The organism is uncultured Tateyamaria sp. (genome assembly GCF_947497045.1).
Classification (GTDB): Bacteria; Pseudomonadota; Alphaproteobacteria; order Rhodobacterales; family Rhodobacteraceae; genus Tateyamaria.
This window is the reverse complement of record NZ_CANMEU010000005.1, coordinates 208,197-232,856: the sequence shown is the minus strand read 5'-3', so window position 1 is coordinate 232,856 and position 24,660 is coordinate 208,197. Positions and strand designations below refer to the sequence as shown.

Here is a 24,660-nt window from a genome sequence, read left to right as displayed (position 1 = left end):
TGCTTAACTAAGCCCAGATGAGCGACGACTCCTCAAAGTCAAACCGCCATCTGTCTCAAACCATTTGATGACGGACACAACATAGACAAAACTTTCAATGCCAGCCGCGGTCAGGTTCAATGAGGACAAATCAACGGGTGAAGTCTGCTCACCCTGCTTGGCAATGACATAGAACGTGTTTTTCAGCGCGCCTACGGTGTAAAGCGCGTCATCCCCCAGATCGACAAAAATGGTGCCCGTTGACTCGATAAAATTTTCAAAGAGTTCTTGCTGGAACGAGGCATCTTCGAGGAAGTCTTTGGCAGCAGCAGTGACTAAGCTGTTCAACGATTTGGGAATGGGGAACAAAGTGTCAACGACTTCGTCAATCACCTTCTTTTTCACGAATGCAATTAACCCGGGAATACCTTTGGCGATGGCTTTTACCAGACCAACAGCCAGCTTGGCGGGGCCAATGAATGTACTTATTGCACTGACCAATTCCAGCGGTGTCGTATACTCCGCGTTATCATTGGCAAGTGAACGTGTGAAATCTGCCGCCGTTCGATACTGCTCGTCTTTGCCGCCCCAAAATATATCCTCACGGAAACGGTCATACACTTGCTTTGTGCCGTCCGAGTCGACTTGAGCAAACGACAAATCAACCGCGTAATTATCTGTAATGAACTGCCGGTCCTGTTCGGACAAATTTTCAAATTCGATATTTACGAAGCGTTGACCGCCAGCAAAGTCCCATCCTGGAAAACTGCTTGAACCACTCAGGTAAATCCCGACGGCAAACGGTTTCATGCTCGCAAAACTCTTTGACAACGCCAGAGCGTTGTCCGCAGCTTCCTGAAAAACCTCTCGGTCGCCCGCCAGCAAACGCCCATCGTTTGCGACATGCTGCATGCGCTCGTTCAGCTTTAGATAGCTGGCTTCCTGACGATCCAGAGCAAGTTCGACCAATTCGATACCAGCATCCAATTCGGCAGCACGCCCGGGTCCAATAGCGGAAAATATGCTGTCAAAGCTGCCGGCTAGCCAACGGTTCGGCGGGGAGTCAAAATTTACAGTCATTGTCGAACACTTCTCATTACTTGTTCAATCCTGCAGAACTTTCCGACACAATTTCGGAAATGAATTCATCCATTTCAGGCAATAGGGAAAGGTTGTTTCTCGCGAACTCAACTTCGACGATCCGTTCTATCGGATACCAAAGATCAAATGAGCAACGCCCTGTTTCGAAATAGCAATACCCCCAACCTGCGGGATTGCTGTCCTGCCTGAAAAACCCAATTCGGGTTCTCTTGTCTGATTTCGTCAGGCAACTGCCGGCCATGAAATCGACATCGGGTCCGTAGACTGTACGCATCTCGACTATTTCATCCTGAGTAGGCTCTCGAAACGCGTAGCTACCGTTCCCCAAGTCTTCGCCGAGCCGACAAGAGATATTTTCGATGTAGTCAAAATCGCTTAGAAAAGTCGACGTGGCCCGGTGTTTGTACGGGCGTGCGCCTTGTTCAAATCGATGCGGCAGAAACCGAAGTTTTACGTTTGACTCCGCTCCAACGCTCTGGATTCCGATTGAACCCAGATCAAAGCCAGCGTGTAAGAACTCAAAGTCTTCGTCGTGCGGCCGATGGTCTGCATACGCTCGCCAAATTTCAAAGGTGGCGGGCAGCGGAACATCCCAAACTACATCATCTGCGGTTCCTCGCTTGCGATCTTTGCCGTCATGAATGACACGGTATTGCAATTTTCCATCTTGCAGTGCAACCGGATCTAGTTCCCGTTCATTCCAGTAGTTTTGGATATATAGGTATCCCGCAAAAGCAACGACGCACATCGCGGCTATGGAAAAGACCCTTATCGTTGTTGAAAAAAACAAACCTGGTGTCCCATCTATCAGTTGACCGTGGGCTCACGATCTGTCCCACCCATCTTCTCCAACGTCTCCTTATCCACCAGACGTGCAATCATAGGATGCAGCCGTAAGTCACCCTCTTTCACCACCTGTTTGAAGTTCGCAATCACCCGCGCCGTCGTCTTCTGATCCGGCGCGATAACGTCGAGCAGCCAATTGTTGGAGCCTGAGATCCAGTCTTCGGCCTTCAGCCGGATCGGGAACACGCCTGCCTTGATCTGTTCGCGGATTTTTGCGTCGACCTCGTCTGAGACGCTGGCCCAAATAGCAAGTCCGGCGATGTCCGAGGCAACCTCGGTTGTCTCAGACGGGTACGCAATTGCCACACGATCCCGAATCAATGGCTCAAGAACCAGATGCTGAAGGTCGGCAATGGACTGGTGGCGGTAACGTGGCAGCGCCATCATTGACATGACGACTTTGCCAAACCCTTCTCGGACCTGCGCGCGCAAAGTAGTTAGTTTCTTGACCAACTCGGGGTCGATCTGGTCCGCAGATCCGTTGGCATTCGAGGTTGAGGCCGCATCAGGTTTGGTCATGTTCACAACTCATTAACGTTTCCGTGAGCGAAGTCTTGCCTATAAACCTGCGGTAGAACAAGGGCGCATTCTCGTAAAAGTTATTTTCACTTGGAACGCGGCCCGCGTGCTCTTGTGCAAGGCATGACATGCCCAGCCAAGACGGCTCCGCATTGCGCCCACTATGATCAACAAGATGCCGGGCCCCGATGCTGTACGGATTGCCCGGCTCGCGCCGATCTCAACACCCGTGATGTGGATGTAGAGCCTTACAGGAAATCGTCCCGGCGCGGGGTAAAGCAGTCGACCAGCGTGCCCGGCTCAAGGCAGACACAGCCATGGGTCATCTCGGATGGCACGACAAAACTGTCCCCCGGCCCAACCTCCTGTTGCCGCTCCCCAAGCGTGAAGCGGAAGCGCCCGCTTTCCACATAGGTGGATTGCACATGGGGGTGATTGTGCAACGCACCCTCTGCACCTGCGCTGGCAAAGCGAAAGACGACGACCATCAGGTCGGGATGGTCAGACAACACCTGACGTGTGACATCTTCGCCGGTGGGGATGACAGGGAAATCGGTCATATGTGAACCCTTTCGGAACGGTCAGGAAAACAGCATGCCACCATTGATGTCGATATTGGCACCCGTCACAAAGGCGGAATCGGCACAGGCCAGAAACAGGATCAGGTTCGCGGTATCCTCGGTCGTGCCTTGTCTTTTCAGTGGGGCCGCGGCCTCGTATCCGCGCCGTCCCGCATCAGGCGTGTGAATGTTGTGGAAATCGGTATCAATCATGCCCGGGCACAGCGCGTTGACGCGGATGTTTGGCCCCACCTCTTTGGCAAGTGCGCGGCTCATGGTCATCACAGCCCCTTTCGAGGTCGCATATGCAACCGCGCCCGGCCCGCCCCCATCCCGCGCGGCCTGACTGGCCAGATTAACGATCGCCCCCTCGTCCATATGCGCAAGGCAGGCCTTGGTCATCAGAAAGAGGCTGGTGAGATTCAGATCCATCACCGTGGTCCAGTGCGATAGCGGCATCTCGGCAATGGGTTTGCGCGCGACGAGACCCCCTGCATTGTTGACCAGCACATTGATCCCGCCAAATTCGGCAACGGTTCTCGAGACCAGCGCGTCGACGTCCTCGGGCTTGGTCAGATCCCCTTTGAGGGCAAAGGCGCGGCCACCGGCCTTGGTGATTTCACTCACCGCAGCGTCAGCACCCGCGCTGCTGGAAAAGTAGTTGATCGCCACATTGGCCCCTTCACTGGCCAGCTTCAAAGCTGCCGCAAGGCCGATATCGCGCCCTCCGCCTGTGACAATCGCGGTTTGACCTGCAAGTTTCATATGACGTCCCTTTCTGCTGAACCCCCGCTGGTATACTAGTCCCTTAACTGGTATACCAGTCCCATCTATTACTGACCACAGACTGGTTTTGTTCCGACCAGAGTTTCGCTAGGACGGTGCAGATCAGACGCACGATGGAGACGGCGCAATGGTGCATGCAACACAACTTGGCGAGCGACGCACGAGTGTCGATGATATCTTTGACCATCTGCATCAAGAAATCCTGAGCTTGCGGTTGCGCCCCGGTGACAAGATTTCAGAGGCGGACATTGCCGCACAGTTCGGGGTATCACGCCAGCCCGTGCGCGACGCGTTCAGCCGATTGGCCACCCTTGATCTGCTGTTGATCCGCCCGCAGCGCGCCACCGAAGTGAAACGCTTTTCATCGCGCGAAATCGCCAAATCCCGCTTTGTGCGCGCCGCCATCGAACGCGACGTGCTGCGCCGCGCGGCCGAGGAATGCGATACCGTGGGGGCCGCCGAACTGGATGCCGCCCTTGCCGCACAGGACCGCGCCATTCGCGACAGCGACGTGGATACGTTCGGCACGCTTGACTACGCCTTTCACAAGACCCTGTGCAAAATCGCCAGGGTCGATTTCGCCTTTGACGTGATCATGGCCGAAAAGTCGAAGGTCGACCGTTTGTGTATCCTGAGCCTGTCAAAAGGGGATCGGATGCCTGACCTTGTCGCCGATCACCGGGAGATCGCGGAGGCCATCAAGGACCATGACGCCAAGCGCGCCATTGCCTGTGGCATGCGCCATCTGTCCCGGCTGGACGACACGATCAAACAGATCTCGATCACCAACGCCAACTATTTTGAAACCGAACAGCTGCCTGGCCACTGACCACGGCACCGCCACCCGAAAAGGACCGCACATGACCCATCCCAGACCAGATGTCGGCGGCCCGCTTGGCAAGATGCAGTTCAGCGACACAACCGGCGCAATGATCACCCTTGGGCAGCCCAAGGATCGCTGGACCATGCTGTTCGTCTATCGCGGGCGGCATTGCCCCCGTTGCAAACGGTTCCTAAACAAACTGAACGATGCGTTGCCCGCTTGGACAGCAAAGATGGATGTCGTGGTCGTCTCTGCCGATACGATGGAAAAGGCGCAGGCCGACAGGGCCGAGTTCGGCTGGAATTTTGATTTGTGTTGGGGACTGAGCGAGGCGCAGATGCGCGCGCTTGGCCTCTATGTCTCGGACCCGCTGTCAGAGGCAGAGACTGATGCGCGCTTTGCCGAACCGGGGGCCTTCGGCATCACGCCCGAGGGTACGTTGATGCTGGTCGACATCTCCAACGGCCCCGCCGCGCGCCCCGATCTGGCGGAACTACTGGACGGCATGACCTTTAACATCGACAACAACCGACCCGTCCGTGGCACCGCCTAGGTCGGGGGTCGTGCGCATTCACAGTTGACAAATCTGGTATACTAGTCTTCCTTAGATTTGAATAAATGGGACACCATCCGCGAAGGACGCGCGCCAAAGACACCCAGACAGGGTGCGGCGCAGTCTGGTGGAGTCGCAGCGTTCAAAACAAAATAGGGAGGACACCATGTTCAACAAAATCACCAAATCACTGGTCGGGGCCGTCGCGCTGACCCTCATCGGCGGCGTTGCGAGTGCTGACAACTGGCGCGGCTGGAACATCCACGTTGACGGATACCCAAACACTGTCGCGATGGACCGTTTTGCCGAGTTGCTGTCTGAAAAGACCGACGGCGAAATCACCTTGCAGATGTTCCATGGCGGCACGCTTGGCAGTCAGCCCGATGCGGTCGAACAGGTGCGCCTTGGCGGGCTTGAAGTCGGCAATTTCAACCTGGGCCCCATCGGACCCATCGCGGCATCGGCCAACGTGGTCTCGCTGCCCTTCGTCTTTAAGGATGTGCCGCACATGTTCCGCGTGCTCGACAGCGAGGGCGGACAGGCCATCGCCGCAGGGATGGCCGAAAAGGGCCTGCTGCCACTGGCATGGTATGACGCTGGCGCGCGGTCTTTTTACAACGGGGAAAAGCCGATCAACACGCCTGCTGATGTCGTGGGCATGAAGGTGCGCGTAATGAACAACGACCTGTTCACCGGCATGATCGCCGAACTGGGCGGCAACCCCTCGCCCATGGCCTTTGCCGAGGTCTATCAGGCCCTCAAGACCGGCGTTGTGGATGGGGCCGAAAACAACTGGCCCTCTTACGAATCCACCGGCCACTTCGAGGTTGCGGGGTATTATTCACTGTCCCAGCACCTGATCATCCCCGAGTGCATCTGCATCAACACCGACACCTTCAACGCCCTCTCTCCTGAGATGCAGGCCGCCGTGACCGAGGCCGCACAGGAATCCGCCCTTATGCAGCGCGACTTGTGGGCCGAACGTGAGGCAGTCAGCCGCAAAGCCGTCGAAGATGCAGGCGTGGTCGTGAACGAGATCGCGGACAAAACCCCATTTCAGGAGGCGATGGCCCCCGTCTATGAGGCGTATTTCGAAACCAACCCCGATCTGCGTCCGCTGGTCGAGTTGATCCAGACCACCGACTAAGGCGCGATCTGTCGTAAACCAAAGGTGCCCGGGTTCCGCACATCAGGATCCGGGCGCTTTGTGTGCCCGAAAGCAAGCTATGACCCACAGCCCCGATATTCCCCCCGCAATGCGCCGCATGGACGCGGCCCTTGATGGGATCGCGCTGTTATGCCGTGTTGTGACGGGCGTCGCACTGGTGGTGCTGACGGTCATTTTCGGCTGGCTGGTCTTTGGACGCTACGTGCTCAATGCGACGCCCACATGGGTCGAACAGGTGGCATTGCTGCTGGTGATGCTGATCGCCTTTCTGGGGGCAGCGGTGGGCGTGCACGAAAACACGCACCTATCTGTTTCAGTGCTCCGCACCACGGTGCCTGCACGGGTGCGCACGGTCTTGCTGGTGATCAGCGATCTGCTCATGGCAGGGTTTGGCGGGTTGATGCTGTGGTTTGGCGCGCAACTGACGCTGTTCAAATGGGGTTCTCTGATCCCGCTGATCCAATGGCCCGAAGGGTTGCGTTCGCTGCCTTTGACCATTGGCGGTGGATTGATCCTCCTGTTTTCCGCCGGTCACCTCATCCGCCTCTATCTGGGCGTGGATGAGCGCACCGACAGCATCGAATAAGGGTAGGCACGGCAGATGGGTATCATGGTTCTGTTGGGCGCGTTTGCCTTTTGCGTTGTGATCGGCACGCCCGTTGCCTTTGCCCTGGGAATTTCGGCCATTGCCGCGTTCTGGTACGAAGGGTTGCCCCTGATGATCGGCTTTCAGCGGATCGTGAGCGGGATCAACGTCTTTGCGCTCATGGCGATCCCGTTCTTTATCTTTGCGGGCGAGTTGATGTTTCACGGCGGCATCGCGATGCGGCTGGTACGTTTTGCCTCGGCGGCGGTTGGCGCTGTACGCGGCGGGCTTGGCATCGTGAACGTGTTTTCGTCCATGCTGTTCGGGGGCATATCGGGATCGGCCATTGCCGACATTTCAGCGCTCGGGTCGATCCTTGTCCCCGTGATGAAGGAAAAAGGGTATGACGCGGACTATGCGGTGAATGTCACCGTCACATCCTCGATCGCGGGGATCATCATCCCGCCCAGCCACAACATGATCATCTTTGCCATCGCGGCGGGGGGTGGCATTTCGATTTCCAAACTGTTTCTGGCAGGCGTCGTGCCGGGTATCCTGATGTGCGTGTGCCTTGCGCTGGCGGCCTATCTGGTCGCTGTCAAACGGGGCTATCAGGCGGAACCTTTTCCGGGGTGGACCGCACTGCTGCTTGCGTTCTTTGGCGCAATACCGGGGTTGCTGACGGCGGTAATCATCGTGGGCGGTGTGCTGTCAGGGGTATTCACGGTCACCGAGTCCGGGGCCTTCGGAGCGATCTATGCCTTTGTCGTGACGCTGCTGGTTTACCGCTCCATCACCGTCGCGAAGTTCCGCCTTGCGGTGACCCAAGCGGTCAAGACCACCGCAATGGTGATGATCCTGATCGCCTGTGCGGGGGCCTTTGCCTATATGCTGACCTTCTACCGGGTCCCCAGCAAAACCGTCGATCTGCTGACCGGGCTGACCGACAATCCGGTCCTGATCCTGTTGCTGATCAATCTGGTGCTGCTTGTTCTGGGGATGATCATGGACATGGCGGCGCTGATCCTGATCTGCACGCCGATCTTTCTGCCTGTCGCCAACAGCCTTGGGATCGACCCGCTGCAGTTCGGAATGATCCTGCTGGTGAACCTCGGCCTTGGGCTGTGTACGCCCCCCGTGGGGTCCTGCCTGTTCGTGGGCTGCGCGGTGGGCAAGCTGCCGATGGAAAAGGCGGTACGCACGATCTGGCCCTTCTACATCGCAATCCTGATTGCGCTGATGTTGATCACCTTCGTTCCGGCCATTTCGCTGACCCTGCCACGTCTCATCGGGGGCTGATGTTCTGACCTGTGCCTGCGGCACATCCGGAGGTATCAATCAAGTGGCACCATCACCAACTATCTCTATGATCAGGGCCAAACCGAACGTCGACACGAGGACATCCCTCCGTGACCAATACGCTTTATGATGCCCTGTTTGCGCGGCACACCCAAAACGATGCGCCTTTCCTGACGGACGATAACGGCCAAACGCTCAGCTATGCGCAGTTTGTGGGCCGGATCGCCCAGATCGCCCATACGCTGGTAGAGGCTGGGGTCAGCCCCGGTGACCGGGTGGTCGTGCAGGCCCCGAAACTGATCGATACCATCGCACTTTATGGGGCGGCGGTGCAGGCGGGCGCTGTCTACTTGCCCCTGAACACTGCCTATACCGAAAGTGAGGCGCGGTACTTTGTCGAGGATGCGACGCCAAAGCTGGTGATCTGCGATGCAGGCAATCAGGCGACGTTTGAGGGCCTGTGCGCGCAGGCAGCCCAGATCCTGACCCTTGCCGGAGACGGCAGCGGGTCACTGTCACGCAAAGCCGATAAGAAACCGCGGCACTTTGAGACGGTTGCACGGGGCGAAGATGATCTGGCCGCTCTGCTTTATACATCGGGTACCACGGGCCGGTCCAAAGGGGCGATGCTGTCGCACAAGAACCTGCTGTCGAACGCACAAAGCCTGACCGAGCTGTGGCAGATCACCGAAGCAGATCGGTTGATCCACGCGCTGCCCATCTTTCACACGCACGGGCTGTTCGTGGCGATGAACACCGCGCTACTGGCCGGGGCGCAGGTGCGGTTCATGGCCAGCTTTGACGCGAGCGCCATCATCGACGAATTGCCCAAATCGACGCTGCTGATGGGCGTGCCCACCTTCTACACCCGCCTGCTGAACAAGGCCCAACTGACCCCTGCACTGGTCGCCAAGATGCGGCTGTTCGTGTCAGGCTCGGCCCCGCTGCTGGCCGAAACCCACACTGCGTTCGAGGCGCGCACAGGCCACCGCATCCTTGAACGCTACGGGATGACGGAAACCAACATGATCACCTCAAACCCCTATGACGGCACGCGGGTGGCAGGCACCGTCGGTTACGCCCTGCCCGGCACCGAGGTCGAGATCACCGGCAACGGCACCCCTGTGGCAGCCGGTGAGATCGGCATGATCGAAGTGCGCGGCGACAACGTATTTCAGGGCTACTGGAACATGCCGGAAAAGACAGCCGAAGAACTGCGCGATACCGGCTTTTTCATCACAGGCGACCTGGGTACCAAAACCGAGGATGGTCGGATCACCATCGTAGGTCGGCAAAAGGATCTGGTCATCTCGGGCGGATACAACATCTATCCCAAAGAAGTGGAGGACGTGATCAACAACGTCCCGGGCGTGGCGGAAAGTGCGGTGTTCGGCGTGCCCCACTCCGATTTCGGCGAAAGCGTTTTGGCGGCGGTTGTGCTGGACGATCATGCACTGACGGCTGCGGGGATCGCGGCCTTGGTCGAACCGCATCTGGCCCGGTTCAAACATCCGCGCCGCTATATCTTGCTGAACGCGTTGCCGCGCAACACGATGGGCAAAGTGCAAAAGAACGTATTGCGGGCCAACTATTCCGACTGATCGTGCGACCGTCTAGTCGTTGCCAAAAAGATCGCGGGTAAAGACCTTGTCCGAGACATCCGCCAGTTCCGCGCTGTCCCGATTGGTCAGCACCAGATCCGAGGCCGCCTTGAAGGCCGCTAGATCGTGCATCACGGTCGAGCCAAAGAACTGCGCATCCTCCAGCGCGGGTTCATAAACGATCACCTCGATGCCCTTGGCCTTGAGCCGCTTCATAATCCCTTGAATCGAGCTTTGGCGGAAGTTGTCGGACCCTGCCTTCATCACCAGACGGTAGACGCCGACGACCTTCGGTGCCTTGGCAATAATGCTGTCAGCGATAAAATCCTTGCGGGTCCGGTTGGCGGCCACAATCGCGTTGATCAGGTTCTGCGGCACGTCAGAATAATTGGCGAGCAACTGTTTGCTGTCTTTGGGCAGGCAATAACCACCATAGCCGAACGAGGGGTTGTTGTAGTGGTTGCCAATCCGCGGATCGAGGCAAACGCCGTCAATGATCTGCCGGCTGTCCATGCCCAAAGCCAGCGCATAGCTGTCGAGTTCGTTGAAATAGGCGACACGCATGGCAAGGTAAGTGTTGGCAAACAGCTTGATCGCTTCGGCCTCGGAGGCCCCTGTGAACAGCTTGGGCACGTCGGAATCGAGCGCCCCCTGCTCAAGCAAATCAGCAAAGCGGCGGGCGCGCGCGCTTTGCTCGCCGATCACGATCCGTGAGGGGTGGAGGTTGTCGAATAATGCCCGCCCCTCGCGCAGGAATTCCGGGCTGAAGATCAGCTGATCGGTCCCAAGTTCCGCGCTGAGCGTGGTGGTATAGCCGACAGGGATCGTCGACTTGATCACAATCGTGGCCGACATATTGACCGCGATGACAGACCGCACCACCGCCTCGACGTTCGAGGTGTCAAAAAAGTTCGTATCAGGGTCGTAATTCGTGGGGGCCGCCACGATCACAAAATCCGCATCCTTGTAGGCAACCTGCGGATCGGTGGTCGCGCTCAGGTTCAGCTCTTTTTCGCGCAGGTAGTGCTGCAAATCGCTGTCCACAATGGGGCAACGGCGATGATTGACGTCTTCGACCCGGTTGGCATCAATATCGATTGCCACGACCTCGTTATGCTGGGCCAGCAGGACCGCGTTCGAGAGGCCAACATAGCCGATGCCTGCAACAGCAATTTTCGTGGATGACATAAAAGATCGCCTTTTTGACCAACAGGGTTAGCGGACTGATATCGACTGCATTGAGGCGTCACAAACACAAAGCGGTACTTTGGGTCATTGATGGCGCAACCCCGCCCCAGGCCCGAAACGCAACAAACCCTCCGTAGGGAGGGTTTGAGCACTTTGTTCAAGATTTTGAACCGGTCGGATCAGCCTTTGCCTTTCCACGGCACGAGCAGCTTTTCAGCATAACGCATCAGCATATCGATCCCGAAGCCGATGATGCCGATCAGGATGATCCCCATGATCACGATATCGGTGTTCTGGAATTTCGAGGCGACCATGATCATCATGCCCGCGCCCTGTTCGGCGGCGACCAGTTCGGCGGCCACAACCGTGCCCCAACAGACCCCCATCGCAACGCGGGCACCGGTAAAGATTTCGGGCAAAGAGTTGGGCACGATCACATGACGCATGATCTGTGACTTTGACGCCCCAAGCGAATAGGCCGCGTGGACCTTGGAAATCTTGACCCCGCTCACACCCGATCGGGCCGCAATGGCCATGATCCACAAGGCGGCAAGGAACAGCAGGATGATCTTTCCCGTTTCACCAATGCCTGCCCAGATAATGACCAGCGGGATCAGGGCAAGCGGTGGCACCGGGCGCATGAATTCCACGATGGGATCAAACCAGCCCCGGAACCAGTTGCTGAGGCCCATGGCATAGCCAAGCGGAATACCGACGAGCGCGCCGAAGAAGAAGCCGACAACAACGCGGAACAGGGAATAGCCCAAATGCTCCCACAGGGTCGAGCCACGAAAACCCGCGCTCGCAATCTCGCCCACACGTTTGACAACCGCTTCGGGTGAAGGCAACCAGATCGGCTCCATTTGCCAGCCCTTGTCGGGCTGGATGTTGGGGGTGCCCTTGTCGGTCAGGGTGACGGTGGCCCAACCCACATCGACGGATCCGCCGGGTTGGATTTTTTCGCCGTTGATCTCGATGATCTCGGCCCCGTCGCCGCGCCCGATCTCGTCATTGCGATCCACACGCAACAGACCCGAACGCCACATGCCGATGGCCACCGCATCGTCCTTGGCCCAGCCATCACCCGAAGCGACGTCGGGCGCATCCGTTGGCACATCAATGGGGTGTACCAGGACGGTCACGGTGGCGCTGTCGCGCTCGTTTCCGGCCTGAGCGGTGTATTCAAACGTGCCTGTCCCCTCGTAGGGGCCGGGTGCGTGCAGGAACCTCGGCAACAGGGACGAGCCTGTGAACATACCCCACAACAGGAAAATGGTCAGGATCGAGATGACAGAGGCAGCCCGGCTCGGGGTTACCGCACTTTCATCTCCGAAGGTCACAGTCTTGAGCGATCCATAGTCGTTGCGCGCCGCCCCGGCGGCGATGGCGCGAACAGCAAAGAAGGCGACCACAAAGATCGCGACGTAAATCAGAAAGGGGATCATGTCGCTGCCTCCGTGCGGCCCATAATTTCTTCTTCCATATCCCAGATCATGCCGAGGATTTCCTCGCGGCGCTCTGCGAATTCAGGATGCTTTTTGACCTCACGCAGATCGGCATCAACGCCCATCTCGGCAAAGGGCAGACGGTATTCCTTGTGGATGCGGCCCGGACGAGGGGCCATGACGAGCAGCCGCTCGCCCAGAAGCAATGCTTCCTCCACCGAGTGGGTGATGAGGATGATCGTCTTGCCCGTCTCTTTCCACAGCTTGAGCACAAGGCTCTGCATCTTTTCGCGGGTCAGCGCGTCAAGCGCGCCAAGGGGTTCGTCCATCAGAATAACGTCCGGGTCATTGGCAAGGCAGCGGGCCAGCGCCACACGCTGCTGCATCCCGCCGGACAATTCGTAAACGGCCTTTTCCTTGAAATCCTGAAGGCCGACGACATCCAGAAGGTGGTCCACAATCTCGGCCTTGTCGCGCTTGGGCATCCCCTTCATCGAAGGCCCAAAGCCGACATTTTCGCGCACGCTCATCCATTCAAACAGCGCACCCTGCTGGAACACCATACCGCGTTCGGCGTCGGGGCCGTTGATCTCGTGCCCGTTGAGGATCATTTTGCCGTCCGTGGGCGCAAGAAAGCCCGCAACGATGTTCAGCAATGTGGTCTTGCCGCAACCCGAGGGGCCGAGCACGCTGAGCAACTCACCCGCCTTGAGGTCGAGCGAGACGTCTTGGAGCGCCTGCACCGCGCCGCCATCTGGCAGATCAAAGCGCATCGAAAGATTTTGGATCGAAAGTCCGGACATGGGTTCCCACCTGTCGCTTGGCCGGGGCTGGGGCGGGCGGAGGACACCTCCGCCTTACGGGCCAGACCCGGATATGGGGCGGGTGGCTGCCCGCCTCAGGTCTCTGAAGTGGCCCGCGCAACGCCAGCTGCGCGGGCCAGTCGCGACTTATTTGGCGGCGGCAAGAGGTGCGGCGTTAATCGCACCTTCATAGCTGTCCAGCGCGCCGTCGATGGAGCCGGAGGCCACAAAGACGTCCGCAACACCCTTCATAAAGGATGCGGCTGTGCCACCGAGCCACTTGTCGCTCAGCTGCTCGTCAATGGTGGGGAAGGCGAAACCCGCCAGCGTTTCGGCTGTCGCGTCTTCGTCCATGCCCGCGTCCTTGGCGATCACTGGCAGCATCTTGGCGTGGTTGGATTCGTCGGCCCACATTGCGTTGGCTTCGGCAGTGACGGCCAGGAACTGGCTCAGCAGCTCGCCTTCTTCGGCGATGAAGTTTGCGGGTGCGGTTGTCGCGTCAAACACCAGAATGCCCAACGCTTCTTTTTCCGCGCCGGTCAGTAGAATGTTGCCCGATTCCTTCATGCGGCGCAGTGCGCCACCCCAGCCACAGGCCATGTCCACCGAACCCTGTGCGAGGGCGGCAGCGCCTTCGGCAGGGGCCATGTCCACAACATCAAGGCCGGCGACGTCGACACCGAAATGGTTCATCTGGCTCAGGAAGCCGTAATGCGCCGCGGTGCCCAGTGGTACAGCAACTTTCTTGCCAGCCAATTCACCAGCCGACTCCTTGTCGATTTCCAGACCCGAGGCCACGACGCAGTTGTCGTTTTCGGAATAGGACACGGCCACATCAACGATCTGGATGTCCTGACCGGCAGAGGCGGCGACAACGAAAGGCGGAACACCCTGGCTGACGGAAATCTGCACATCGCCCGACGCCATGGCGGCCGACATCGCGGTGCCTGTGTCAAAGCTGACCCAGTTGATCTTGGTGCCGCCCATGGCTTCTTCGTACATGCCGGTTTCTTTGGCGAACTGGAATGGCATGGGCCATTCAAGGAAATAGGCAACGGTGATTTCACCGCCATGGCCATCTGCCACTGCACCTTGTGCGCCTGCCAGCATTGCGGTCGCCGCAACGGCACCCATCAGCTTGGTTTTAAAAGTCATCATAGTACTCCCGTGTTTCACATCGCCGCTTGAGCGGCATGTTTTGATTAGATTGGGCGGTGATCCGCCTCTGGTCGCACGCGATAAGTCGCGGCGCTGGCGTGATCCGAGCCGATAATTTACGCAGGATCAACGATAAATCGGGGGTACGGTCACAAAACCACCATGCTGAAGTGTACCTGTTGGTTTCCTGAATTGCCGCCATCACCCTGAAAACAAGGCAATTTGGCGATGCGCGCGGGGTTTCGGGCGTCAATCATCAGCATATCTGGCTTTACTTACGGCCTCAAACTGGCCCTATTGTTGTGACCAGATTCTCAGCGATTGTGCGTCTCAGCGGGCGAGGTGCGCCTTTATTTTATTGGCCGCCCCCCATCATCGAAAGGTTTGAACGCCATGGACGGAACATTCACCGAAAACGATATCAGCCGCGTTGTCGAAGCCGACCGCGCCCATGTCTGGCACCATCTGGCCCAGCACCAGCCGTTTTTCACAGGCGCTGATCCAAAGATCATCGTTGAAGGCAAAGGCCTCAAGGTGTGGGACCAGAAAGGGATCGAGCATATAGATGCCGTTTCCGGTGGCGTCTGGACAGTCAACGTAGGCTATGGCCGCGAATCCATGGGCGACGCTGTGCGCGATGCCATCGTGAAGATGAACTTTTTTGGCGGCACCGTGGGCTCGATCCCCGGCGCGCTGTTTGCCGAAAAGCTGCTGACCAAGATGCCAGGGCTCGACCGGATCTACTATGCCAACTCCGGCTCGGAAGCGAACGAGAAGGCGTTCAAGATGGTCCGCCAGATCGCGCACAAGCGGTATGGCGGCAAAAAGCACAAGATCCTGTACCGCGACCGCGACTATCATGGTACGACCATCGCGTGCCTGAGTGCAGGTGGCCAGGACGAGCGGAACGCGCAATACGGCCCCTTTACCCCCGGCTTTGTCCGCGTCCCGCATTGCCTTGAGTATCGCAAGCACGAACAGGACGGCGCACCTGACGAGAACTACGGCGAATGGGCTGCCAACCAGATCGAAGATATCATTCTGCGCGAAGGCCCGGACACCGTCGGTGCGCTGTGCCTTGAGCCCGTCACGGCGGGTGGTGGTGTGATCGAGGCACCCGAAGGGTATTGGCCGCGCGTTGCAGAGATTTGCAAGAAATACGACATCCTGCTGCACATCGACGAGGTTGTGTGTGGTGTCGGGCGGACGGGCACGTGGTTTGGCTATCAGCATTACGGCATCCAGCCCGACATGGTCACGATGGCCAAGGGTGTTGCCTCGGGCTATGCCGCGATTTCGTGTCTTGCGACCACGAACGAGGTCTTTGACATGTTCAAGGACGACACCAGCGACCATCTGAACTATTTCCGCGATATCTCGACCTTCGGGGGTTGCACGGCGGGCCCGGCGGCGGCGCTTGAAAACATGCGGATCATCGAGGATGAAGACCTGCTCGCCAATACCACGGCGATGGGGGACTATATGCTCGACCAGTTGCGCGCCTTGCAGGAAAAGCACGCGGTGATCGGTGATGTGCGCGGCAAGGGTCTGTTCCTCGGGGCCGAGCTGGTTGCCGACCGCGACAGCCGCGACCCGGCGGACGAGAAAAAGGTACAGGCGGTCGTGGGGCACTGCATGAAGCAGGCGGTCATTATCGGGGCCACCAACCGATCACTGCCGGGCAAGAACAACACGCTGTGTTTCTCGCCCGCGCTGATCGCCACCAAGGACGACATCAATCACATCGTCAGTGCGGTGGATGCGGCCCTGACAGACGTGTTTGGCTGAGCCGCAGTTTGGCGGGCGACACGCCCGCCTTACGCGCCTAGATCAATTGGGATCGCGCCAAAAGAGCCAGCGCCGCGTTCCCGGCCCGTGTCTGACGATAAAGCCCGAGGGTCTGCGGCCTATCCCGTGCCCATCGGGAGGCATGTCGCCAAGACGTGACCTGCGAAAGCTGGGCCACCGATGCCGGCGTCAGCAGTCCTTGCACCTCGCAAAGCGCGGCCATGTTACGTGCCATCCACTGCGCATACCGCCCATCTGCAACCGCGCGCAGGCGATCCAGCCGTCGCCAAGCGGCATCGCCCATCAGGTTCCCTGCGTGCTGGCGATAAAACGCGCCGGGGGTATCATCATATATCACGCCCATCCCGGCCCCGGTTGCCATCAAATACATCCACCAATCGTGAAACGGCACCCGTGCGCGGCAGGCGGCATCCAGCGACCCGCGCATCACATCCGTCACCGCAGGCGGCATGACGATGGTGTTGCCAGCCAATACGTTCTGCACGAGGGCATTGCCGAACTCAAATGGCTTTGCGTGCCGCGGCGACAGACGCCGCGTGCCTAAACCTTCATCTGTCAGAACGGTGCGGCTGGCATAGATGCTGGGCTGGCCCGCAGCCGTAATCTGCGCCACCGCACGGGCGAGTTTGTGCGCCATCCAGATGTCATCCTGATCGCAAAACGCCACCCATGTTCCGGCCAGGGCGGGATCAGCCAACAGGGACAGGAAATTGGCCGCACTGCCTTGCTGTGGCCCCTGCCGCAAGGCGCGCAAACGGTCCTGATGCGCCACCCCAAAGGCGCGCACCTGCGTACAGGTGTCATCCTGCGATCCATCATCACTGACCCAGAGCCGCCAGTCGGCATGGGTCTGATCCAGCAGTGAATCGAGTTGAGCACCGATAAAACGCGACCCATTACACGTTGCCATCAGGATGTTGAGGGCTGGCACAGCACTAAACCTCGCAAAGACAATGACACGCCATACCGACCGGCCCAATTTCCAGGAGGACAAACACCCGACATCGGCCCTGCATATCCGCCCTCCCTTAAGGTGCACTTAATATGAGCGTCTTTTCGTCACGCAGGCGGATCAAGCGAAAATTCGCCTGATATCCCAACCCGGTAAACACCGACGCACCGAGGATATGATGCGCTGAATGGACAGGGATTGGCGCAATTGCTAAGCAATGGCGAAGACTTTGATAAAGGACAGAGTGATGCAGATCGAAACGACACCTCTGCCCGACCTTGTGGTGATCACGCCAGCCCGATTTGGCGACGCACGCGGCTTCTTTTCCGAAAGCTACAGCGCCCAAAACCTGGCCAAGCACGGGATCGATACGGTTTTTGTGCAGGACAATCATTCGCTCTCGGCGGCCACCGGCACCCTGCGTGGATTGCATTTTCAGGCCCCGCCACATGCGCAGGACAAGCTGGTGCGCTGTGGAAAGGGCGTGTTGTTCGATGTAGCCGTCGATATCCGCGCCGGCTCCCCGACCTTTGGTCAGTGGTTTGGCATCGAGTTGAGTTTTGAGAATGGGCGACAATTGCTGGTGCCCGCCGGATTTGCGCATGGGTTTGTGACGCGCAGCCCGGATACCGAAGTCATCTATAAGTGTTCCGACGTCTATGCCCCTCAGACCGAAGGGGCGATCCGGTGGGATGACCCCCATCTTGCAATCGACTGGGCATTGGAAGGTGACCCCATTCTGTCAGACAAGGATGCGGCGGCCCCCCTGTTAGACGCCCTGGACACCCCATTTGCCTATTATGTTACTCCACATACAGGTGCCCGGACATGAAATTGATGGTGACGGGAGGGGCCGGCTTCATCGGATCAGCCGTGGTGCGGCTGGCAGTGGCCCGCGGCCATAACGTCGTGAACGTCGATGCGCTGACCTATGCAGCGTGTCTGGACAATGTGGCCAGCGTCGCCGACAGCCCTGCCTATGCGTTCGAACATGCTGATATCTGCGATTGGGACGCGATGGTGCGGGTGTTTGACACGCATCGCCCCGATGCAGTCATGCATCTCGCCGCCGAAAGCCATGTGGACCGATCTATCGATGGACCCGGTGCCTTTGTGCAGACCAATGTCACCGGCACCTACACCCTGCTCGAAGCGGCACGGCGATATTGGCAGGCCCGCGACCGGTTCGATGCGTTCAGGTTTCACCATATCTCGACCGATGAGGTCTATGGCAGCCTCGGGCCCACCGGCCAGTTCACAGAAACGACGGCCTACGACCCACGCAGCCCTTATTCCGCCTCCAAAGCCGCCTCTGATCATCTGGTGCGCGCGTGGGGCGAAACCTATGGCCTGCCCATCGTCTTGACCAATTGTTCGAACAATTACGGCCCCTTTCATTTCCCCGAAAAACTGGTGCCGGTGATCATCCTGAACGCATTGGCGGGCAAGCCCCTGCCGATTTATGGGGATGGATCAAACGTGCGCGACTGGCTGTATGTCGAGGATCATGCCGACGCGCTGCTCACTGTCCTATCCAAAGGGGCGATCGGGAGATCCTACAATATCGGAGGCGACAACGAGCGGACCAATCTGGAGCTGGTTCAGGCGCTTTGTGCCATTCTGGATGACAAACGCCCCAAGGCGCGCGGGTCTTATGCGGATCAGATCACCTTTGTTGCGGATCGTCCGGGCCATGACGCGCGCTATGCGATTGATGCAACCCGCATTCGGGATGAACTGGGATGGCACCCGTCGGTCACCGTCGAAGAGGGGCTTGCGTTGACGGTTGAGTGGTACCTTGCCAATGAGGATTGGTGGCGCGCCCTGCAATTGCGCGACGGGGTCGGGCAGCGGTTGGGCACAGGGTAGGATGGACATGCACATCCTCGTTTTCGGACATAGCGGTCAGGTGGCCACCGAATTGCGCAGCCTCGCCAGAGATGGGGTGCAGATCACCGCGCTGGATCGGAGCCGTGCGGATCTGTGTGACCCGGCAGCCTGCACGCGCGCCATTGCCGATCATGCGCCCGATGCCGTTATCAACGCGGCCGCCTATACAGCCGTCGATCAGGCCGAAACCGACGAGGCCACTGCACATCTGGTCAACGCCAAAGCTCCGGCTACCATGGCACAAGCCTGCGCTGCGCTGGATATCCCTTTCGTGACCCTGTCCACCGACTATGTCTTTTCCGGCGCTGGATCGCGCCCTTGGCAACCAGACGACCCGACAGAGCCGCAGGGGGCCTATGGGCGCACCAAGCGGGACGGCGAAGAGGGTGTGATCAAGGCCGGTGGGCGACACGCGATCTTGCGCACCTCTTGGGTCGTGTCCGCACATGGGACGAACTTTGTCAAAACAATGCTGCGGCTTGGGGCCGGGCGTGATGCGCTGTCAATCGTGTCTGATCAGGTTGGGGGGCCAACACCTGCGCGCGATATTGCAGCCGCCTGCATAGAGGTTGCCCAGGCACTGAAAATGGACGCAGGCACCACGGGCATCTATCACTTTGCAGGGTACCCCGACACCAGTTGGGCCGACTTTGCGCGCGCGATCTTTGATGCGGCGGGCCTGTCCTGCACGGTCAGCGATATCCCCTCCTCCGCCTATCCGACACCGGCCACCCGTCCGCTCAATTCACGGATGGACTGCACCACGCTGGAACAGACATTCGGGATCACGCGACCAGACTGGCGTCAAAGCCTTGCACATATTTTAAAGGACCTCGGGACATGACACAGCGCAAAGGGATCGTTCTGGCAGGCGGATCAGGCACGCGGCTTTATCCCGTGACGGTGTCCATCTCGAAACAGCTTTTGCCGGTCTATGACAAACCAATGATCTACTACCCGCTGTCCGTCCTGATGTTGGCAGGCATCCGCGAGATCGTGGTCATCACCACACCGCAGGATCAGGACCAGTTCAAACGCGGCCTTGGGGATGGCAGCCAATGGGGCATCACCCTCAGCTATATTGTGCAGCCGGAACCCGAGGGCCTCGCACAGGCCTATATTCTGGCCGAGGACTTTCTGGATGGCGCACCATCGGCGATGGTGCTGGGCGACAACATCTTCTTTGGGCATGGTCTGCCGGAACTGCTGGCAGATGCGGATGCCCAAACCGATGGAGGCACCGTGTTCGGCTATCGGGTGGCGGACCCTGAGCGGTATGGTGTGGTCGCCTTTGATGATCAGGGGATGGCCCGTCAAATCATCGAAAAGCCAAGCGTGCCGCCGTCGAACTATGCGGTGACGGGTCTGTATTTTCTGGATGCGGATGCCCCAAGACGGGCACGGGATGTGACCCCATCGGCGCGGGGGGAGTTGGAGATCACCACTCTGCTCGAAAGCTATCTGCATGATGGCAGCCTCAGCGTAAAGCGGATGGGCCGCGGTTATGCATGGCTAGACACGGGCACGCATGCCAGTCTGCTCGATGCCGGTAATTTCGTGCGCACCTTGCAGATGCGGCAGGGGATGCAAACCGGCAGCCCTGATGAAATCGCCTTTGGGCGGGACTGGATCAGCGCCGACAGCCTTCAGGAACGCGCCCGCATGTTCGCCAAGAACGACTACGGCGCGTACCTTGAGGGTTTGCTGAAAGAACGCGCAGCCGGAACCGTATGATTAAGGCAAGGGTGTCTGTTGGCTGCGTGGCCAAGATCGGCAGACCATAAACACGCACCTTTGGCGTTCATATTGCGTTAAGGTCTTGGGAATTTATTAAGACTTATATTATCTATATATATCAATGATATAAGCGGTGAATTTCCTATGTCATGTCAAATCGATATCCACTCTGGTTAACGCCCCCTTTTCATCACGAAAGGAATTTTAAACGAAGTCAGGCCAAGCGCCCCATTCTCGTCACCAGTCTTCCCCGCCCCGACCCATCGGCCCTTCCATATCGGTCAGTGAACCAAGATTTGGAAAAAGGGCAATTCACGTGGCGTATCTGCAATATATCGAAACCAGTACTTTTGGACCGAGTGAGTATGTGTCCAACATTACAGATATGTTGGTGCACTGGGTGGGCGGCGTGCCGCGTGTGTATGTTACAACACAGGCTGGCGGGGTCAGCGTGCTTGAGTTTGGAACGTCGCTGGCAAGTGTTGATCAGGCGTGGATCGGTGCCAGCACGGCGGGTGAAAGCCCCCGGTTGATGGCCATGGAGCTCGATGGTGCGTCGGTGATGGGCTATTTTGGTCAGCTCGACAGCGGACTGTCCGGTTTTGCCCTTGATGCGGCGGGACGGTTGGGTGCTCAAACCACGGCCGCCGCGCCTGCCCCGGTCACCTTGTCCAGCCTTGAGGTGATCGATGTTGACGGCACCCCGATCTATTATGCGGCCAACCCCGACGCGCCCGGACTGACCATATGGGATGTGACGGCCTCGGGCGATTTCAGCGCGCGCACCACCCGCCCGTTTGGCGAGGACGTGATCGGCACCGACACCACAGCATTCGGGCAGGTCACCGTCAGCGGCAATACCTATTTGCTGGCTGTTGAGCGGGGCAGCAACAGCCTTGCATCATTCGAGGTGCGCAGCAGCGGCAATCTGGGCGATGCGGATCAGATCGACGCCGCCAGCGGCTATCTTCCGATTTCCGACCCAACCACCATGGAAACGGTCAACGTGGCGGGCGACAGTTTTGCCATCCTCGGCTCGGCGGGCAGCAATTCACTGACGGTAATCCACGTCTCAGCAAGCGGCTTTCTGAGCGTGACCGACCATGTCATCGACGACCGGAACACCCGGTTTGAAGGCATCACCGCAATGGATACGGTGACGGTGGGCGATCAGGTCTTTGTCATCGTTGGCGGCGCGGATGACGGGATCAGCCTGCTGCGTCTGTTGCCCGACGGGCGTTTGTTGCACGAACACACGCTGGCAGACAGCTTGACCACCACGCTTGAGAATGTCAGCGCGGTTACAGCGGCTTACACCGGTGGTCAGATCGAAGTGCTGGTCGCCAGCGCGACAGAGTCCGGCGTCACGCGCTTTGCGGTCGATCCCGGCACGGTTGGCACAACCCAAAGCACGGGCGCAGGCAATCAATCCCTGACAGGCACCGCCAGTGCCGACATTCTGAACAGCGGGGAAGGCGATGACACCCTCAGCGGGGCGGGCGGCGATGACATCGTAATGGATGGTACAGGCGTTGATCGCATGACCGGTGGCGCAGGCCGGGACACCTTTGTGCTCAGCGCGGATGGCGAGACCGACTATATCGACGACTTCAATATCAATGAGGACGAGATTGATCTTTCGGCCTTCGGCTTCTTGCGGTCGATGGACCAGCTGACGCTCACCTCCACCGGCAACGGCATCAACGTCAGCTATCGCGCCGAAGATATCGTGATCCAAAGCCACAATGGGCAGTCGATTTCAGAAACCGCCTTTCGCGATCTGTCCGCGCTGGAACTCAGCCGGTTCTGGATTCAGACCCGCCCGCCCGAAATACTTGGCACCAGCAGCGGCGACGCATTGACCGGCAGCGATGATGCAGACTTCATCCGCGGTGCGGGCGGCAATGACACCTTGATGGGCAACGATGGCGACGACATCATCGAAGGCGGCAATGGCAGCGACACGATTGACGCGGGTGCGGGCAACGACACCGTCGATGGCGGCGGCAGCGATGACGTGATCAGCGGCAATCTGGGCGACGACATTTTGTACGGCCTTGGCGGAAGCGATCTGATTGACGGCGGCGCGGGCGACGACAGCATCGAAGGTGGCAGCGGCGATGACACTCTCATCGACGGCGCAGGCAGTGACACCCTCAGCGGCGGCGTAAATACCAACACCTATGTCCTCGCCAATGATGGCGCGTGGGACATCATCACCGATTTCACCGTGGCGAGCGATGTGCTGGACTTGCGCAACTACAACGTCATCAGCGCTGACGATATCATCGTGACCTCGATCACGGGCGGTGCGCGGTTGAACATCGGTGGCGATATTCTGGAGCTGTTCACCGCAGATGGTGCGACCTTTACGAACCAGTCCCTGCGCACCGACGGCCTGCTGCAATTCGGAAACGGACCAGAGCCGCTGAACCTTTTGGGCACGCCTGGCACAGACAGCCTGATCGGCGACGCGGGCAATGACACCATCGACGCACTCGGCGGTTTTGACACCGTTGACGGTGGCGTGGGGGACGACCTGATCTATGGCGGTGAAGGGCGCGACAGCCTGATCGGCGGCTTGGGGAACGACGAAATCTGGGCCGGGACTTGGGCCGATACGGTCGAAGCGGGCGAAGGCACCGACACGGTCTATGGCGGCGAAGGGGACGACATCATCTTTGGCGGCGCAGGCAATGACCTGCTGCATGGCGGCGAAGGGCGCGACGCCATTTCAGGCGAAAGCGGCAATGATACCATCAACGGTGATTTCTGGGCTGACACCTTGTCGGGCGGTGAAGGTACCGACCTGTTGAACGGTGGTCAGGGCGATGACGAGATCCATGGCGGCAATGACAATGACACCCTCAACGGTGAACACGGCAATGACCGGCTGCATGGAGACGCAGGCAACGACCTGCTGGTGGGCGATGTCGGGCAGGACTTTTTGTATGGGGGCGCAGGGCAGGACACGCTGCTGTCGGGGTCGTGGTCTGATTTTCTTTATGGCAATGACGGCGACGACCTGATGGATGCGGGCACAGGCGACGATCAACTTTGGGGTGGGCTGGGCAACGACACGATGTATGGCGATGATGGTCGCGACCGGATGTACGGCGGCGCGGGCGATGACGAGCTGCACGGCGGCACATGGGCGGATCAGTTGTGGGGCGACGACGGGAACGACGTGCTGAACGGCGGCCAAAGCAATGACGTGCTGGAGGGCGGTAATGGCAACGACACCCTGATCGGAGAAGACGGGGCAGACCGCCTCTTTGGCGGTGCCGGGGCAGACCTGTTGCAAGGCGGCGAAGAACGCGACCGTCTCGAAGGCGGCACGGGCCATGACGTGTTGATGGGCGACGGCTGGTCTGATCTGCTTTTTGGCGACGGTGGCAATGACACGATCTATGGCGGACAGGGCAATGATGGCTTGAACGGCGGCGACGACCACGACGTTCTGTTTGGCGGCGAGGGGCAGGACCAGCTTTATGGTGGTGGCGGCAATGACAGCCTTGATGGGGGGACTTGGGCAGACGAGTTGTTTGGCGGTTTTGGCAACGACACCCTCAACGGTGGCGGGGGCGGTGATCGGTTGCTGGGCGGTGGTGGTGCAGACACGTTCATCTTCGCCGAAGGGCGGGATGTCATCCTCGACTTTGACGCGCAAAACGATCAGCTGATGCTGGACCTTGATCTGTTTGGCGGCACTGCCCCTTCAAATGCCGAACTCGAAGGGATGAGCAGCACCAGCAACGGCGATCTGTTCATCAATTTTGGGGGGTTCAACGGGTTGACCCTCGAAGGGCTCACAAGTTTGGACGGCATTAACATTGGCTTTGATTTTTTCTGATAGG

The 24,660-nt window shown here is 58.8% G+C and carries 22 protein-coding genes; 12 read left to right on the top strand and 10 right to left on the bottom strand.

Features of this window, described 5'->3' with window-relative positions:
* Window positions 1–3 precede the first annotated feature (3 nt).
* From Q0859_RS13025 to Q0859_RS13005, 5 genes are all read right to left on the bottom strand, one after another.
* Complete coding sequence (locus Q0859_RS13025; protein WP_299151832.1) at window positions 4–1,059, bottom strand: hypothetical protein; 1,056 nt, start codon at window positions 1,057–1,059, stop codon at window positions 4–6.
* A gap of 16 nt (window positions 1,060–1,075) precedes the next feature.
* Entirely contained in the window at window positions 1,076–1,828 is a 753-nt protein-coding gene (locus Q0859_RS13020) for a hypothetical protein (protein ID WP_299151830.1), read from the bottom strand.
* A 59-nt stretch (window positions 1,829–1,887) separates the two neighbouring features.
* Window positions 1,888–2,445, bottom strand: coding sequence for a toxin-activating lysine-acyltransferase (locus Q0859_RS13015; protein WP_299151828.1), 558 nt, complete (start codon window positions 2,443–2,445; stop codon window positions 1,888–1,890).
* A gap of 248 nt (window positions 2,446–2,693) precedes the next feature.
* Window positions 2,694–3,005, bottom strand: coding sequence for a cupin domain-containing protein (locus Q0859_RS13010; protein ID WP_299151827.1), 312 nt, complete (start codon window positions 3,003–3,005; stop codon window positions 2,694–2,696).
* A gap of 21 nt (window positions 3,006–3,026) precedes the next feature.
* A complete protein-coding gene (locus Q0859_RS13005) occupies window positions 3,027–3,770 on the bottom strand; it encodes a glucose 1-dehydrogenase (protein WP_299151826.1) in 744 nt (247 codons plus the stop codon).
* A gap of 148 nt (window positions 3,771–3,918) precedes the next feature.
* Between Q0859_RS13005 and Q0859_RS13000 the strand changes: the two genes are divergently transcribed.
* The 6 genes from Q0859_RS13000 (at window position 3,919) to Q0859_RS12975 (ending at window position 9,821) form a co-directional block, all read left to right on the top strand.
* Window positions 3,919–4,620, top strand: coding sequence for a GntR family transcriptional regulator (locus Q0859_RS13000; protein WP_299151824.1), 702 nt, complete (start codon window positions 3,919–3,921; stop codon window positions 4,618–4,620).
* Between the two features lie 31 nt (window positions 4,621–4,651).
* Entirely contained in the window at window positions 4,652–5,167 is a 516-nt protein-coding gene (locus Q0859_RS12995) for a redoxin domain-containing protein (RefSeq protein WP_299151822.1), read from the top strand.
* Between the two features lie 166 nt (window positions 5,168–5,333).
* Entirely contained in the window at window positions 5,334–6,314 is a 981-nt protein-coding gene (locus Q0859_RS12990; protein WP_299151820.1) for a TRAP transporter substrate-binding protein, read from the top strand.
* Between the two features lie 79 nt (window positions 6,315–6,393).
* Entirely contained in the window at window positions 6,394–6,921 is a 528-nt protein-coding gene (locus Q0859_RS12985; protein WP_299151818.1) for a TRAP transporter small permease, read from the top strand.
* Between the two features lie 15 nt (window positions 6,922–6,936).
* Complete coding sequence (locus tag Q0859_RS12980; protein ID WP_299151816.1) at window positions 6,937–8,220, top strand: TRAP transporter large permease; 1,284 nt, start codon at window positions 6,937–6,939, stop codon at window positions 8,218–8,220.
* Window positions 8,221–8,330: 110 nt separating this feature from the next.
* Window positions 8,331–9,821, top strand: coding sequence for an AMP-binding protein (locus Q0859_RS12975; RefSeq protein WP_299151815.1), 1,491 nt, complete (start codon window positions 8,331–8,333; stop codon window positions 9,819–9,821).
* Window positions 9,822–9,833: 12 nt separating this feature from the next.
* Here the strand turns inward: Q0859_RS12975 and Q0859_RS12970 are convergent, their stop codons facing one another.
* From Q0859_RS12970 to Q0859_RS12955, 4 genes are all read right to left on the bottom strand, one after another.
* Window positions 9,834–11,009 (bottom strand): nucleotide sugar dehydrogenase, encoded by a 1,176-nt coding sequence (locus Q0859_RS12970; protein ID WP_299151814.1) that lies wholly within the window; start codon window positions 11,007–11,009, stop codon window positions 9,834–9,836.
* A 179-nt stretch (window positions 11,010–11,188) separates the two neighbouring features.
* The gene (locus Q0859_RS12965; RefSeq protein WP_299151813.1) at window positions 11,189–12,454 is read right to left on the bottom strand and encodes an ABC transporter permease subunit; all 1,266 of its coding nucleotides are present in this window, start codon (window positions 12,452–12,454) and stop codon (window positions 11,189–11,191) included.
* The gene (locus tag Q0859_RS12960; protein WP_299151812.1) at window positions 12,451–13,257 is read right to left on the bottom strand and encodes an ABC transporter ATP-binding protein; all 807 of its coding nucleotides are present in this window, start codon (window positions 13,255–13,257) and stop codon (window positions 12,451–12,453) included. Before Q0859_RS12960 ends, Q0859_RS12965 begins: the two co-directional genes overlap by 4 nt.
* A gap of 147 nt (window positions 13,258–13,404) precedes the next feature.
* Window positions 13,405–14,415, bottom strand: a complete 1,011-nt coding sequence (locus Q0859_RS12955; protein WP_299151811.1) for an ABC transporter substrate-binding protein — start codon at window positions 14,413–14,415, stop codon at window positions 13,405–13,407.
* Window positions 14,416–14,808: 393 nt separating this feature from the next.
* Here Q0859_RS12955 and Q0859_RS12950 point away from each other — a divergent pair, with 393 nt between their 5' ends.
* Entirely contained in the window at window positions 14,809–16,203 is a 1,395-nt protein-coding gene (locus Q0859_RS12950; RefSeq protein ID WP_299151810.1) for an aminotransferase class III-fold pyridoxal phosphate-dependent enzyme, read from the top strand.
* 37 nt (window positions 16,204–16,240) lie between these two features.
* Here the strand turns inward: Q0859_RS12950 and Q0859_RS12945 are convergent, their stop codons facing one another.
* The gene (locus tag Q0859_RS12945) at window positions 16,241–17,134 is read right to left on the bottom strand and encodes a glycosyltransferase (RefSeq protein WP_299151809.1); all 894 of its coding nucleotides are present in this window, start codon (window positions 17,132–17,134) and stop codon (window positions 16,241–16,243) included.
* Between the two features lie 289 nt (window positions 17,135–17,423).
* On the opposite strand from Q0859_RS12945, the gene rfbC reads away from it, so the two are divergent.
* The 5 genes from rfbC (at window position 17,424) to Q0859_RS12920 (ending at window position 24,656) form a co-directional block, all read left to right on the top strand.
* Window positions 17,424–18,008: a dTDP-4-dehydrorhamnose 3,5-epimerase gene (gene rfbC / locus Q0859_RS12940; RefSeq protein WP_299151808.1), complete on the top strand. Its 585-nt coding sequence runs from the start codon at window positions 17,424–17,426 to the stop codon at window positions 18,006–18,008.
* On the top strand, window positions 18,005–19,045 hold the full coding sequence (rfbB, locus tag Q0859_RS12935; protein WP_299151807.1) for a dTDP-glucose 4,6-dehydratase: 1,041 nt from the start codon (window positions 18,005–18,007) through the stop codon (window positions 19,043–19,045). Before rfbC ends, rfbB begins: the two co-directional genes overlap by 4 nt.
* A gap of 7 nt (window positions 19,046–19,052) precedes the next feature.
* Entirely contained in the window at window positions 19,053–19,910 is an 858-nt protein-coding gene (gene rfbD, locus Q0859_RS12930; RefSeq protein ID WP_299151806.1) for a dTDP-4-dehydrorhamnose reductase, read from the top strand.
* The gene (gene rfbA, locus Q0859_RS12925; protein ID WP_299151805.1) at window positions 19,907–20,800 is read left to right on the top strand and encodes a glucose-1-phosphate thymidylyltransferase RfbA; all 894 of its coding nucleotides are present in this window, start codon (window positions 19,907–19,909) and stop codon (window positions 20,798–20,800) included. The genes rfbD and rfbA overlap by 4 nt, the downstream gene beginning before the upstream one ends.
* Window positions 20,801–21,119: 319 nt before the next feature.
* Window positions 21,120–24,656, top strand: coding sequence for a calcium-binding protein (locus Q0859_RS12920; RefSeq protein WP_299151804.1), 3,537 nt, complete (start codon window positions 21,120–21,122; stop codon window positions 24,654–24,656).
* The last annotated feature ends 4 nt before the right edge of the window (window positions 24,657–24,660 follow it).

What these genes read in the sequence shown, in the direction of transcription:
- Q0859_RS13025 (WP_299151832.1), bottom strand. Translation starts at nt 1,059, where the DNA reads ATGACTGTAAATTTTGACTCCCCGCCGAACCGTTGGCTAGCCGGCAGC.
- Q0859_RS13020 (WP_299151830.1), bottom strand. Translation starts at nt 1,828, where the DNA reads ATGTGCGTCGTTGCTTTTGCGGGATACCTATATATCCAAAACTACTGG.
- Q0859_RS13015 (WP_299151828.1), bottom strand. Translation starts at nt 2,445, where the DNA reads ATGACCAAACCTGATGCGGCCTCAACCTCGAATGCCAACGGATCTGCG.
- Q0859_RS13010 (WP_299151827.1), bottom strand. Translation starts at nt 3,005, where the DNA reads ATGACCGATTTCCCTGTCATCCCCACCGGCGAAGATGTCACACGTCAG.
- Q0859_RS13005 (WP_299151826.1), bottom strand. Translation starts at nt 3,770, where the DNA reads ATGAAACTTGCAGGTCAAACCGCGATTGTCACAGGCGGAGGGCGCGAT.
- Q0859_RS13000 (WP_299151824.1), top strand. Translation starts at nt 3,919, where the DNA reads ATGGTGCATGCAACACAACTTGGCGAGCGACGCACGAGTGTCGATGAT.
- Q0859_RS12995 (WP_299151822.1), top strand. Translation starts at nt 4,652, where the DNA reads ATGACCCATCCCAGACCAGATGTCGGCGGCCCGCTTGGCAAGATGCAG.
- Q0859_RS12990 (WP_299151820.1), top strand. Translation starts at nt 5,334, where the DNA reads ATGTTCAACAAAATCACCAAATCACTGGTCGGGGCCGTCGCGCTGACC.
- Q0859_RS12985 (WP_299151818.1), top strand. Translation starts at nt 6,394, where the DNA reads ATGACCCACAGCCCCGATATTCCCCCCGCAATGCGCCGCATGGACGCG.
- Q0859_RS12980 (WP_299151816.1), top strand. Translation starts at nt 6,937, where the DNA reads ATGGGTATCATGGTTCTGTTGGGCGCGTTTGCCTTTTGCGTTGTGATC.
- Q0859_RS12970 (WP_299151814.1), bottom strand. Translation starts at nt 11,009, where the DNA reads ATGTCATCCACGAAAATTGCTGTTGCAGGCATCGGCTATGTTGGCCTC.
- Q0859_RS12965 (WP_299151813.1), bottom strand. Translation starts at nt 12,454, where the DNA reads ATGATCCCCTTTCTGATTTACGTCGCGATCTTTGTGGTCGCCTTCTTT.
- Q0859_RS12960 (WP_299151812.1), bottom strand. Translation starts at nt 13,257, where the DNA reads ATGTCCGGACTTTCGATCCAAAATCTTTCGATGCGCTTTGATCTGCCA.
- Q0859_RS12955 (WP_299151811.1), bottom strand. Translation starts at nt 14,415, where the DNA reads ATGATGACTTTTAAAACCAAGCTGATGGGTGCCGTTGCGGCGACCGCA.
- Q0859_RS12950 (WP_299151810.1), top strand. Translation starts at nt 14,809, where the DNA reads ATGGACGGAACATTCACCGAAAACGATATCAGCCGCGTTGTCGAAGCC.
- Q0859_RS12945 (WP_299151809.1), bottom strand. Translation starts at nt 17,134, where the DNA reads ATGGCAACGTGTAATGGGTCGCGTTTTATCGGTGCTCAACTCGATTCA.
- rfbC (WP_299151808.1), top strand. Translation starts at nt 17,424, where the DNA reads ATGCAGATCGAAACGACACCTCTGCCCGACCTTGTGGTGATCACGCCA.
- rfbB (WP_299151807.1), top strand. Translation starts at nt 18,005, where the DNA reads ATGAAATTGATGGTGACGGGAGGGGCCGGCTTCATCGGATCAGCCGTG.
- rfbD (WP_299151806.1), top strand. Translation starts at nt 19,053, where the DNA reads ATGCACATCCTCGTTTTCGGACATAGCGGTCAGGTGGCCACCGAATTG.
- rfbA (WP_299151805.1), top strand. Translation starts at nt 19,907, where the DNA reads ATGACACAGCGCAAAGGGATCGTTCTGGCAGGCGGATCAGGCACGCGG.